Consider the following 12,135-nt stretch of genomic DNA (forward strand, 5'->3'; position numbering starts at 1 on the left):
GCGGTGCCCGCCCGCCGCTATCATCACCACCGGAAAACGCGCAAGGTTTACGCGCGACGTGAGCATTGTCGTGCCGAGTGGTCGGATTGTGGCGTACCCTTTGCCGGTTGTTTGTCGCGTGGTCGTACCACGCTCGAGGAGAGGTGTTCCCCGCCGTGCGTCGTCGTAAGCTCTTCGCCGCCCTGGCCGCCGTCGTGGTGGCCGCCGGTATCACCGCCTGCAGCAGCAGCTCCGACTCCGACACCCTGAAGGTCGGCACCGAGGGCACCTACTCGCCGTTCAGCTACAAGGAGAACGGCGAACTCACCGGGTACGACATCGAGGTCATCAAGGCCGTCGGCGACAAGATCGGCCGCAAGGTCGAGTTCGTCACCACCACCTGGGATTCCATCTTCGCCGGTCTGGAAGCCAAGCGCTTCGACCTGGTCGCCAATCAGGTGACGGTGAATCCCGAACGCACGCAGAAGTATTCGCTCTCGGATCCGTACACCACCTCCGAGGGCGTCATCGTCACCAAGACCGGTGACTCCTCCATCCACGCGCTCGCCGACCTGAACGGCAAGAACTGCGCGCAGTCCTCCACCAGCAACTGGTCCAAGGTCGCCTCCGGCGCGGGCTGCAAGGTGGACAGCGTCGAGGGCTTCGTACAGGCCGTGCAGCTGCTCAAGACCGGCCGCGTGAACGCCACCGTCAACGACACCCTCGCGGTGAACGAGTACATCAAGAAGAACGGCACCGGCGATGTGCAGGTGGGCGGCAAGACCGGTGAGATCAGCAAGATGGCCTTCGCCGCGCGCAAGGATTCCCAGGATCTGACCGACAAGATCAACAAGGCGCTCGGCGAGCTGCGCGCCGACGGGACCCTGGCCAAGATCTCCGAGAAGTACTTCGGAACCGACGTCAGCAAGTAACCCGATATGCCGATCGCGCTGAGCGACACCCTGGCTCTCGACGACGCGACCTGGTCGCTGATCCGGGAGAACCTGTGGCCGATGCTGAAGGCCACCGTCGAGATGACGCTGCCGCTCACCGCGATCAGCTTCGTCATCGGCCTGACCATCGCCGTGTTCGTGGCGCTGGCCCGGATGTCGAAGATGTGGCCGGTGCAGGCGGCGGCCCGGTTCTACATCTCCATCATTCGCGGCACGCCGCTGCTGCTGCAGCTGTTCATCATCTTCTACGGCCTGCCGAATCTCGGGATCGTCTTCGACCCGTTCCCGGCGGCGGTCATCGCCTTCAGCCTCAATGTCGGCGGGTACGGCGCGGAAATCGTTCGCGCCGCCATCCTTTCGGTCGCCGAGGGGCAATGGGAGGCGTCCTACGCGGTCGGCATGAGCCATGCGCAGGCCCTACGGCTGGTCATCCTCCCGCAAGCCTCGCGCATCGCGGTGCCGCCGCTGTCCAACACCCTCATCTCTCTGGTGAAGGACACCTCGCTGGCCTCCACCATCACCGTGACCGAGTTGCTGAGAACTGCCCAGGACGCCGCCGCGCCGACCTTCGACTTCTTCTGGCTCTATACCGTGGCGGCTGCCTACTACTGGGTAATCTGCCTGATCTTGGGCTTCGGGCAGTCCCGGCTGGAGACCCGCCTGGCGCGGCACGTAGCCCGCTGACCCGGTGTTTGCTGAACTGTAGGTGTATATCTTTCGCGACAGCCCGTGCCCGTTCAGCGGGACGAATGTCACAGGTCTAGGGTTGTTCTCGTGATGCGACGAACGAAGATTGTGTGCACTCTCGGGCCGGCTGTGTCGTCCGAGGACCGTATTCGTGAACTCGTCGAGAGCGGCATGGACGTGGCGCGGCTGAATTTCAGCCACGGCGAGCACTCCGATCACGCCGAGAACTACAAGAAGGTGCGTCAGGCCAGCGATCTGCTCGGCCGCGCCGTCGGCATTCTCGCCGACCTGCAGGGACCGAAGATCCGTTTGGGACGGTTCATCGAAGGCAAGACGGTGTGGGCTACCGGAGAGGAAATCCGGATCACCGTCGACGATATCGAGGGCACCCACGATCGCGTCTCGACCACCTACAAGCAGCTCGCGGAAGATGCCAAGCCGGGTGACCGGCTGCTCGTCGACGACGGCAAGGTCGGCCTGACGGTCGAACGCGTGGACGGCAACGACGTCGTCTGCCGCGTGACCGAAGGCGGACCGGTCTCCAACAACAAGGGCGTCTCGCTGCCCGGCATGGACGTGTCGGTTCCGGCCTTGTCGGAGAAGGACATCGAGGATCTGGAGTTCGCCCTCAAACTGGGCGTGGACTTCATCGCGCTGTCCTTCGTGCGATCGCCCTCCGATGTCGAACTCGTGCACGAGGTGATGGACCGGGTCGGCCGGCGGGTGCCGGTGGTGGGCAAGCTCGAAAAGCCGGAGGCCATCGACAATTTGGAGGCCATCGTGCTGGCCTTCGACGCCATCATGGTGGCGCGCGGCGACCTCGGCGTGGAACTGCCGCTCGAGCAGGTTCCGCTGGTGCAGAAGCGCGCCGTGCAGATGGCGCGCGAGAACGCCAAGCCGGTCATCGTGGCCACCCAGATGCTGGAATCGATGATCACCAACTCGCGCCCGACCCGCGCCGAGGCCTCCGACGTGGCCAATGCGGTGCTCGACGGCGCGGACGCGGTCATGCTCTCCGGTGAGACCTCGGTCGGCGACTACCCGATCGAAGCGGTGCGGACCATGGCGCGCATCGTGCACGCCGTGGAATCCGAATCCTCCACCCGGGTGCCGCCGCTGACCCACGTGCCCCGCACCAAGCGCGGCGTCATCTCCTACGCCGCCCGCGATATCGGCGAGCGCCTCAATGCCAAAGCGCTGGTTGCCTTCACCCAATCCGGCGACACCGTGCGCCGCCTCGCGCGCCTGCACACCCCGCTGCCGCTGCTCGCCTTCACCCCCCAGGCCGAGATCCGCAGCCAGCTCGCTTTGACATGGGGCACCGAAACGTTCATCGTTCCTCCGGTGAAGGACACCGACGAGATGATCCATCAGGTCGACAACGCCCTGCTGGCCATCGGGAGGTATCACAAGGGTGACCTCGTGGTCATCGTGGCGGGCTCCCCGCCGGGTACCGTCGGTTCCACCAACCTGATTCACGTGCATCGCATCGGCGAGGAGGACCACTAGGGTGAGTGCGTCACTGGGCGCGGAGCCGTCCGCTGAAGCGGTAGCGGATCCGGAGGGGACCGGTCTATCCGACGATCTCCGGGTCCTGCTGCGGATTCTGGATCTGGCGGAAGAGGGCCCCGACATCTTCATCGGGCAGCATCCCGAGAAGGTGTGGAGCCGGACCTTCGGCGGCCAGCTGGTCGCGCAGGCGATCGTCGCCGCGGGCCGGACCGTCGGACCCGAGCGCCCGGTGCACGCCGTCAACGCGCATTTCGTGCGCGGCGGCGATACCAAGAAGCCGATCGAATACCACGTCGACCGGCACCGCGACGGGCGCTCGTTCGCCAATCGCACGGTCACGGCCTACCAGGACGGGCAGGAACTGTTCGTCATGCTGGCGGCCTTCCAGGACTACGGCAAGGGGCTCGAGCACGGGACCCCGCTGCCGGAGGTGGCGGATCCGGAAGGGCTGCCGCGCGTGGAGGAGTCGTTCGCCGGGCTGGAAGACAAGCTCGAAATGTTCGTCAACGCACCGCATCCCATCGATATGCGGTACACGAACGACCCGGCCTGGATCATGAAGGGCAAGGGCGAGAGCCTGGACTACAACCGGGTGTGGATGCGGACCGACGGGCCGCTGCCCGAGGATCCGATCATTCACGTTGCGGCGCTGGCGTATTCGTCCGACACCACGGTGCTGGATTCGATCATCACCACGCACGGGCTGTCGTGGGGGCACGACCGGATCCTGGCGGCGACGGTGAACCATTCCATCTGGTTCCATCGGCCGTTCCGGTTCGACGACTGGTCGCTGTACGCGACGGAATCGCCGGTGGCGGCGGGGTCGCGCGGACTGGCGCGCGGGCATTTCTACTCGCGCGGCGGGGATCTGCTGGCGACCACGGTGCAGGAAGGCGTGATCCGGCACTTCCCGCCGCGCCGCTGAGTCTCTTTCCGAACCTCGCGGGTCACGCTGACAAGGCGTGGCCCGCGTTGTTCTTCATCCTCCGCGCCACCGGCCCGCATCCATCAGGATGCGGGCCGCATCCGTTTTGCGTCAGATGAGTTCCCGGTTCTCTTCGAGCTCGAAGTTCTCCCGTTGCAGCGCGTGCACGATGTACGGGATGGGTTCGTCCGCCGAGAGGCCGAGGATCAGCTGCTGTTCCAGCTTGGCGATCCCGGCTTTGGTGAGCTGCCGGGCCTCGCCGACGAGGGAAAGGGCGATCTCGTACGTTCGCCGGTCCCCGGGCTCGTCGTCCGGATTGTCCAGACGCCATTGGGTTTCCAAGACGGTGTGCGTCGGATCATCGCATTCGACCGGAAGCGTGAACCTCCAGGCGAAGATATCCCGATCCGCCACATGGTCGTCGACAATGCGGCACACCGTCTGAACGACATGATCGAGAGTCTGCGGTGTCACGTAAACATGGAGCGAAACATCCGAAATTCGTTTCGGCATGTCCTTGATCCTGTTCCTGTGTCGAACCACCGGCCGGCGGTGGTGTTCCGCGCGGAAGTGTAGCTCTTTACCGGACCAAGCGGGCAGACAGGTGCATTGACACGCAGGGTTTCGTTGCGACTTCGATGCCTAGTGCGCCGAAGTTCCGGTGCGCGAAGCATGTTGGGCGCCCGGCTCGCCCGCCGGTCCGACCGGTTTGCCCGGCTGGGCGGGTTTGCCGGATTGTCCACGGCCGCCGGGCAGTACGAGCAATTGCGGGCGCTGATCGCCGCCCTCGCCCCGGGGATCGATGGTGGCCTGCGGGTGCTGATGGGCGTGCAGCGCGAGCAGCAGCGGCACCAGGGCTTCGGCGATGCGATCGCCGACCTCGCAGAACGCCTGTGCGGACAGCCCCACCGGATCGGAGATGTTCTCCCGGCCCACATAGGCGAGATCGTCACGCGCGGCGTGCAATCCGACCACCGTGCGGGCGCCGCTGACCTTGGCGATGCGGTAGGCCTCGAGCAGGGTGAAAGTGCGGGGGAGGGCTTCGGGCACCAAGTCGCGCACCTGCTCGCGCAGTTTGTCGGTCATGGTGAGCACCAGGTCGGCGCGGTGCACCATTTCGGGTTTGAGGCGGCGGGCCTTGAAATTGCCCGGATCGCCGCCGAGCCCGGTGATGGTCTGCGCGGCAAGCGGTTCCACCGGGAAACCGACCAGCGCGCGCACGCCGGCGCTTTCGGCCGATAGGTCATCGAGTCCGTGGTCGGCGGCCACCGCGAGGGTCAGTCGTTCGGCAATGACGGACCGGCAAACGTTTCCGCTGCACACGAACAGCACATGCATGGGCACAACGTATGCCCTTCGTGTTTTGTTCGAAACGCTTCCGTGACCGAATCACACCTTTTGACCGGGATGTTCATGATGCGGTCGGGTGTCGGACGCATGCTGTTCGCTATTACGTACCGATTGGTCCAAGGGGCAACATGTCAACGCCCCTGGAATGTGAGCATGCAGGTTCGCGCTCAGCAAATCAATAGCGGGCGTGAACAGGTTCGATTCGTAGAGTTCCGACTCCTCGACCACCGGTGCGATTTCGGTGCGCGCGCCGTGCACCCGCCCGCGTGTGGAGAACAGCCGCCCGCGCGCCGGGACCATGGGCGCGAACTTCGCCAGTCCCGCACCGGGACCCATATCGTCGTACACCGAATCGATGCCGCCGCGGGCGAAATACGCCTCGTGCCAGAAACCGGTGCCGCCCGAATCCTTCAGGAACTGCTGCCACCAGATGCGGTGCGGTTCCGAACGGGTCCAGCGCTCCAGGCTTTCCAGATCCCGCCAGTACTGCCGGGCGCCCCAATGCGGCGGGAACATCGACCACACGATGTCCTCGTGGGCGAGCAGGCCGTCCGGGCGATCGTGATGGGACCGATACAGTTTGGGCCCCACCCCGAGCAGCCGCAGTATTCCTTTGGGTTTGCGGACCCGCATACCCAGCAGAATCACCACCAGATCCGGATATTCCGAAAGATCGGCCGTCACCCTGTGTACCCGCATCGGCGACCTCCCAAGATTTTCGTCGCTTTGCCGGGTTGTACGAGTAGCCGGGGTGAACGGTTCGAAACATCGGTGAATCAGTCGGTATCAGTTCAGCATCGACACCACCGCGCGGGTGGCATCGGCCAGCAATGCGTTGTCGGCCTTGGCGTCGGTCCCCGTTTTGCTGCTCAGCAATGCGATGACGACCGGCACGCCCTTGTCGGTCCAGGTCACGGCCACGTCATTGGCGCCGCCGCGTTCGGTGGTCCCGGTCTTGTCGCCCACCGTCCACCCCTGCGGCAGTCCCGCTCGAATCCGCTGTCCGCCAGTCGTATTCGCGAGCAGCCAGCCCTTCAGCATTTCCCGCTCCGGCTCGCCCAGCGCATTCCCCAGCACCAATTTCTCGTAGTCCGCCGCTACCGCCGCCGGTGAAGTGGTGTCCCGTTCGTCCCCCGGCGTATCGGTATTCAACTCGGTTTCCCAGCGGTCCAGCCGTGAAACGGAATCGTCCAGTGAACGCAGAAACGCCGTGAATTCGCCCGGTCCGCCCTGCAATCGCAGAATCAAATTCCCCGCCGTATTGTCACTGACCGTGATCGCGGCCTGGCACAATTCGGCCACCGTCATCCCCGTTTCCACCCGCTGTTCGGCCACCGGCGAATTGGCCACCACCTCGTCCGCCCCGAACCGGATCACTTGATCGAAATACCCGCTCGACAACGGATAGTCCTTCAGCAGCGCCCCGCAAGCCAGCGCCTTGAACGTGGAAGCCATGGCGAACCGCTCCCCGCTCCGATAAGCCACCTCCCGCCCGCTCTTGGTATCCACCGCATAAACCCCCAGCCGCGCCCCGTACTTCTCCTCCAGCCCCCGCAAAGTCGTTTCCCCCGCCGACCCCGCCCCCGCCATGTTCTTCGCCCCCGCGGCCCCCTCACTGCTCCCGCACCCCGCCAACGCCGAAACCACCACGAGCCCCGCCGCCAACCCCCGCCACCCGAACCGCATCCGACTCCCTCTCCTAAGCGAACCCATCCGATCGCGCCCCACCCTGCCACACCACTTCCCCTGCCCCACCCCGAGTTTCGATTCCGCCCTCCACCGAATCTCCACACCGACCCCCACCCATTCCCACACCCCCTCCCTACCCTCGAAACCCGAACCCCGGCCCCCACAGGGAGACCCACATGCCCGACCCCACCGACTTCACCCGCTGGACCATCGAATTCGAAGCCAGAGCCACCGCCCGCCGCGCCGCCGGCGACCCCGACTGGACCCGCGGCGCCACCCTGCACCCCGTGCTCATCCGTAGCATCCAGCGCTTCCAGGTGGGTGAAGACGGCGACGGAGCGAACCTCATCACCAAAGCCGACGCCGCCGGCGACTCCACCTACGCCGCCGCCGTCCGCCTCTTCGTGGCCGAAGAACGAAACCACGCCCGCCTGCTGTCTCACCTCTTGAATTCCGCAGGCGCGCAAACGATCCCCTCTCACTGGACCGATAGGGTGTTCGTCCGTCTCCGCCGCGCCCTGGGCCTGCGCCTGGAACTGATGACCCTGATGGTCGCGGAGGTGATCGCCCTCGGCTACTACCAAGCCCTGCACGAGGGCGCCCCCGATCCCCTGACCGCCCAGGTGGCGGCCCTCATCCTCGACGACGAACGCCGCCACGTCCCCTTCCACACGCAACGCCTGCGTCAATCCTTCGCCGCGACCACCGGCACCGTGCGAACTCTCGGCACCTGCGCCTGGTGGCTGGTCTTCCTCGGCGCGACCGTGGTCGTGGCCCTCGACCACGGCCCCGCTCTACGCCGATTGGGCGTCAGCCGAACGCGATTCGCCGCCGGCGGCCTCGCACTGTTCCGCGATATCGTCCGCGTCGCGACGAACGGCCGATTCCGCGACCGATGCGCTGCGGGCCGCGTGCCCCTAGGGTCCGTCTCGCCGTCGCACTTCGTGATCGGCGGCGACGCGACGGAGGGAATCGGGCCATGAACATTTTCGCCCAAATGGAAATCGACAGTGCCATAGGCGAACTGGTGGTGGACCAGTTGACTCCCGACGCCGCGCGAGCGGTACTCCACGTCCACGCCGACGGCCCGAAACTGAAGGTCGACTTGGCTTCCGACACGCAGGGCGCGTTCCCCGGCTCCTCCGAACTCTCCGCCGCTCTCCTGAGACTCTTCGCCCTGCATCATGAACAAGGCACCGGCCTGCTCGGTGTCACCTACGAGTTCACCAGAAACCCCGACGACACCTGGGCCATGGGGCAGAGCTTCGACTACGGCGATCCCGAACCTCACTACCGCCCGGGCCGTCGGCGCGGCCTGCTCCGCTGGTTCGGCCGCGGTTAGATATCGCGTTTTCGTTTCGGGGCGTGGAGGTTTCGAACGAGAAGAGGGTCGTCCCGGAAACTCCGGGACGACCCTCTGTTTCTCGGTGCCGAGTGTGGGACTCGAACCCACACCTCGCGAAGGCGAGTTTTCGAGGATCCAACCTGGCCGGAGCGATCTTGGGCCAGGGCGACCTGGGTGGAGCGGACTTCACGGAGACTGACCTGAGCAAGCCGTTCATCGATCCGGCAACTGTGCTGGAGGGAGCCGATTTCAGTGGCGCGAACCTGACGAAGAGTCGCGGCGCACGATGACGAGCCGCGGAATCTGCGAGATGATCGGACTTCGAGACGGCGACGATCTCGGGGCTCCAGTCCCGGTCGCGCCGCCCGGGGGAGGAGTCTCGTGATGTCGCAGTACCTGCCACTCATCGGAGTGCTCGTGGGCGGACTGCTCACGTTCGCGGGCGGATTTGTCGCGGAACTCGTGCGCTGGAACCGAACTCAGGCGGTCCGATGGGACGAACGCCGCCAAACGGCCTACGCCGATTATGCGTCTGCCGTCAAAGCCGAAACCATCCTCTACCTGAAGATTGCCAACGCGAAAGGTGTCTTTCCCGCCCAAAACCCAGGAATCGCAGACCTGCCCGCCTTGCTGCCCTTGCTGACCGAAGCCGAGCACACCCGCACCGAACGCTTCGCTATCGTCCAACTGATCGGTGCAGCCCAGGTGGTCGACGCCGCCCGCGAATGGCAATCCTCCGTCTGGCGCCTCGGCGCGATACTGGCCCCGGAGTTTTCCGGCGGCCGCCTCCATTTCGAGGAGCTCTACGACGCGGCGACAACTGCTCGCTTCGAGTTCTATCTGAAGGCTCGCGTGGACCTGGGTGTCTCCAGCGACCTGACACCTCCGATCTCCCTCTCCGATTGGACCACCCGTTGGTCGGTGAACGGGTCGAACCCGAATCCGTGAGACTGTTGCCCGACGGTCGGAAGTTGCCCGGAGGAACTGTGAGAATCGGGTGGTATGAGCCTTGATTGGACGAGTGTCGCCGTGTCGGCCACTACCGCGACGGCGACGCTGGGGGGTGCGGCGCTGACGCAGTTCTTCGGGATCCGGAGCAAGCGGGTCGATGCGCGGTTGCAGAGTGCGGTGCGGGCGGAGGAGCGGGCGGAGACGGCGCGGAAGGAGGAGTTGAGCGAAAAGCGTTCCTGCCATGCGGCTCTCAATACTTCCGTGCATTACTTCCGGGCCGTCGCGCGCCGCTACCTGGCGAGGAAGGGCACGCCGGATGCGGATGTCACGAAACTCGAGGCGGCGTGGGAAGCGTTGCGGGAGAACTACGCGCACGCGCAGATGGTGCTGTCCGATCGTGCGCTCGATGTCGCGTCGGAGGTCACCCGGTACGTCGAGGTCGGACATCGGGACGTGCTCGATGTCGATCCCGCCGATGCCGATCGGGTCGCGAGGATCGAGGGTTTTCTCGCCGACGATATGGGGGCCGCCGTGCGGTTGTTGCGACGGGCGCTGCGGGAGGATCTCGGGATCGCGCCGCCCGCCGAGGTCGATATCGACGCGCGGCTGGTCGACCTGCGGGCGGCGCGCCGGAGCTATCAGGGTTCCCCGGCTCCGCGGCGTCCCGCCCGGCCGGACCACTGGTGAAAGCGCTGCCGTAAAGGATTGTCCCGCAAGGAATCAGGCAAAGCGCCGCAGTTTCGGAGCAGTACGTCCGCGAATACGACGAGGGTCGTCTCGGAAACTTCCGAGACGACCCTCTCGCTTGGTGCCGAGTGTGGGACTCGAGCCCACACGTCCTTCCGGACAACGGTTTTTGAGGTTGACCTTCTCGACGTTTGGGGATTGTTGGTGGTGACTGGTGAGTTCGTGGTCGGGCCGCTGAGCAGCGGGTTTATGTGTTGGTCTTAGCTGGATAGGTTGCGGGTATTGAGGGCTGCTGCGTACCGCCGACGTACCATAGCTCCTCCCCGGGAGGTGGAACGCGGCTTCGCGCCCTGTCGGCTGACGCCAGGTTGTCTCGTTGGCTGCGCATTGTGAACTGCACTGCGACCGTTCTGACTTGACGTGTTCCGGTCCTGATTTTCCGGATTTGAGAGAACGGTCTCCAGCATGCCCTCTGGACCGCCAATCAGGTGAATGGCCATGGCGACATGCAGATGGTCTCGGACGGAGCTGTCTTCCGAGATCTCGCGGGCGAGGACTAGGGATTCTTCAAACTGCCGATCTTGACGGAGCTTGTCAAAGAACGTGATCAGCAGCTCGCGACTCTGGTTCGACGTCCGGAAGAACAGTGCCGCAACCGCCTCGAAGATTGTCGCGGCGACAAGTTGAATCCCCGCCACACCGATCTGATCGAAGCCCTTGCTGCCGACGGTATAGAGCGCCCACACGATCACCCCAAAACCGATGGTGGCCGCGCCCAATGAGAAGAGAAAGCTGATCTGGGACTGGAGTAGGCTGCGCGAGTGGTACTGGTTGAACAGTGCCGCGTTGGATACGACCGCGGCTTCTGTTGCTGATGCTGATGTACCTCCGCTCGCGAGGATACGTGTTCGCTCGATCTCCGCGTCGAGTCGAATCCTCTCGGCCCGCGACTCGATCAACGGGACTCCGAACTGGTTAATAGCCGCAGCAACGGCGGCGAACACACCACCTGCTCCTACAGCGGCGACAAGGATTTCTAAGACTCCAGACACCCAACTAATCCAACACGAGATGGGTGCGGGTGTCTGCCGGGATCGAAATCAGCACTAGGGGATACAGGAGCTCGGACCCCTGGCTGCAGTTCAGTGCAGCCCGCTTCGTTGATGGCGAACACCCAACTATCGGACTGGCCGTGTCATCGTGAATGTTGCTGTGCTGCAATGCTTCTCCGCCGCATACTTAGAGGTATTTCGATAGGATGGGGGTATCTCTTCGGCCGGTTCTCGGTTACCTCTTACGCGGTGAAATTTGAGGAATCTCATGTTCATCGGTGGACCATTGGCAACCGCAATCGATCGGGTCTGGGACGGCATCCGCCGGCGCCACCCCGATGTCCCCGAAGCGGTGGTCGCGATCGCTTCGGGCTCGACCGGCCGCGGTCGCGCGGTGCGGCTCGGGCACTTCGGGCCGGACCTGTGGAGCCGCTCCGGCACCGCCATGCCGGAATTGTTTCTCGGTGCTGAGGGTTTGGCCGCTGGTGCCCACGATGTGCTCGCTACTCTGCTGCACCAGGCGGCCCACGGAATCGCTGTCGTGCGTGAGGTGCCTGCAGTGAGTGATGGCGGCCGGTATCACAACGGCAAGTACCGGCAGATCGCCGAGGAACTCGGCCTTATCGCCGAGCGTGCGCCACGCACAGGCTGGTCGATGACCAGGCTGCCGGATTCCACCGTGGCCGAGTATCGGCGCGAAATCGGTGTTCTGGACAGGGCGATCGTGGCTTACCGCCTGCCCGAACCAGTTGGCGAGGAAACCAAGTCGGCTGCCGAGGATACTGTCGACGCCGACTATGCGGCACCGGGGACCAAGTCGGCTGATCGCAACGGCAGCCCGCTCATCTGCCGATGTGAGCCGCCGCGCCGGATTCGCGCACACAAGACGATCATCGCCGCCGGGCCCACCCTCTGCGGGATCTGCGGGCAGCAGTTTGCTCAATAATGCATCGATGAAGTCTCTCCCTCGTAGGAGGGGATCAGGAATCCCTCCTACGCGGTGAT

General features: G+C 64.8%; 15 protein-coding genes. 10 read left to right on the forward strand and 5 right to left on the reverse strand.

From position 1 onward, the window contains the following. Positions 1-155 precede the first annotated feature (155 nt). The 4 genes from LTV02_RS39535 to LTV02_RS35190 all read left to right on the forward strand — a co-directional run bounded on the left by LTV02_RS39535 (position 156) and on the right by LTV02_RS35190 (position 4,056). Complete coding sequence (locus LTV02_RS39535) at positions 156-911, forward strand: transporter substrate-binding domain-containing protein (RefSeq protein WP_067720041.1); 756 nt, start codon at positions 156-158, stop codon at positions 909-911. A 6-nt stretch (positions 912-917) separates the two neighbouring features. Further along, on the forward strand, positions 918-1,616 hold the full coding sequence (locus LTV02_RS39540; RefSeq protein ID WP_233035875.1) for an amino acid ABC transporter permease: 699 nt from the start codon (positions 918-920) through the stop codon (positions 1,614-1,616). A gap of 90 nt (positions 1,617-1,706) precedes the next feature. Next, positions 1,707-3,128, forward strand: a complete 1,422-nt coding sequence (gene pyk / locus LTV02_RS35185) for a pyruvate kinase (RefSeq protein WP_084535429.1) — start codon at positions 1,707-1,709, stop codon at positions 3,126-3,128. Between the two features lie 13 nt (positions 3,129-3,141). Beyond that, positions 3,142-4,056 carry an acyl-CoA thioesterase gene (locus tag LTV02_RS35190; RefSeq protein ID WP_233041850.1) on the forward strand — a complete coding sequence of 305 codons (915 nt, stop codon included), beginning with the start codon at positions 3,142-3,144 and terminating at the stop codon, positions 4,054-4,056. 111 nt (positions 4,057-4,167) lie between these two features. Here LTV02_RS35190 and LTV02_RS35195 read toward each other — a convergent pair whose 3' ends face one another. From LTV02_RS35195 to bla, 4 genes are all read right to left on the reverse strand, one after another. Continuing rightward, on the reverse strand, positions 4,168-4,530 hold the full coding sequence (locus LTV02_RS35195; protein ID WP_233035876.1) for a hypothetical protein: 363 nt from the start codon (positions 4,528-4,530) through the stop codon (positions 4,168-4,170). 168 nt (positions 4,531-4,698) lie between these two features. Beyond that, positions 4,699-5,394, reverse strand: a complete 696-nt coding sequence (locus LTV02_RS35200) for an arsenate reductase/protein-tyrosine-phosphatase family protein (RefSeq protein WP_233035877.1) — start codon at positions 5,392-5,394, stop codon at positions 4,699-4,701. 51 nt (positions 5,395-5,445) lie between these two features. After that, a complete protein-coding gene (locus tag LTV02_RS35205) occupies positions 5,446-6,105 on the reverse strand; it encodes a monooxygenase family protein (RefSeq protein WP_084535433.1) in 660 nt (219 codons plus the stop codon). A gap of 87 nt (positions 6,106-6,192) precedes the next feature. Beyond that, the gene (gene bla, locus LTV02_RS35210; protein WP_269821586.1) at positions 6,193-7,092 is read right to left on the reverse strand and encodes a class A beta-lactamase; all 900 of its coding nucleotides are present in this window, start codon (positions 7,090-7,092) and stop codon (positions 6,193-6,195) included. Positions 7,093-7,271: 179 nt separating this feature from the next. Here bla and LTV02_RS35215 point away from each other — a divergent pair, with 179 nt between their 5' ends. The 5 genes from LTV02_RS35215 (at position 7,272) to LTV02_RS35230 (ending at position 10,078) form a co-directional block, all read left to right on the forward strand. Then, complete coding sequence (locus LTV02_RS35215; protein ID WP_233035878.1) at positions 7,272-8,078, forward strand: ferritin-like domain-containing protein; 807 nt, start codon at positions 7,272-7,274, stop codon at positions 8,076-8,078. 14 nt (positions 8,079-8,092) lie between these two features. Beyond that, a complete protein-coding gene (locus LTV02_RS35220; protein ID WP_233035879.1) occupies positions 8,093-8,437 on the forward strand; it encodes a hypothetical protein in 345 nt (114 codons plus the stop codon). Positions 8,438-8,529: 92 nt separating this feature from the next. Next, a complete protein-coding gene (locus LTV02_RS39730) occupies positions 8,530-8,730 on the forward strand; it encodes a pentapeptide repeat-containing protein (RefSeq protein ID WP_408639309.1) in 201 nt (66 codons plus the stop codon). Positions 8,731-8,824: 94 nt separating this feature from the next. Next, positions 8,825-9,388 carry a hypothetical protein gene (locus LTV02_RS35225; protein ID WP_233035880.1) on the forward strand — a complete coding sequence of 188 codons (564 nt, stop codon included), beginning with the start codon at positions 8,825-8,827 and terminating at the stop codon, positions 9,386-9,388. A gap of 54 nt (positions 9,389-9,442) precedes the next feature. Continuing rightward, a complete protein-coding gene (locus LTV02_RS35230; protein WP_233035881.1) occupies positions 9,443-10,078 on the forward strand; it encodes a hypothetical protein in 636 nt (211 codons plus the stop codon). 260 nt (positions 10,079-10,338) lie between these two features. Here the strand turns inward: LTV02_RS35230 and LTV02_RS35235 are convergent, their stop codons facing one another. Beyond that, the gene (locus LTV02_RS35235; protein WP_233035882.1) at positions 10,339-11,082 is read right to left on the reverse strand and encodes a TRADD-N-associated membrane domain-containing protein; all 744 of its coding nucleotides are present in this window, start codon (positions 11,080-11,082) and stop codon (positions 10,339-10,341) included. Positions 11,083-11,398: 316 nt separating this feature from the next. Here LTV02_RS35235 and LTV02_RS35240 point away from each other — a divergent pair, with 316 nt between their 5' ends. Next, positions 11,399-12,076 carry a hypothetical protein gene (locus LTV02_RS35240; RefSeq protein WP_233035883.1) on the forward strand — a complete coding sequence of 226 codons (678 nt, stop codon included), beginning with the start codon at positions 11,399-11,401 and terminating at the stop codon, positions 12,074-12,076. The last annotated feature ends 59 nt before the right edge of the window (positions 12,077-12,135 follow it).

Source organism: Nocardia yamanashiensis, from assembly GCF_021183565.1.
In the GTDB taxonomy this organism is placed as follows: domain Bacteria; phylum Actinomycetota; class Actinomycetes; order Mycobacteriales; family Mycobacteriaceae; genus Nocardia; species Nocardia yamanashiensis.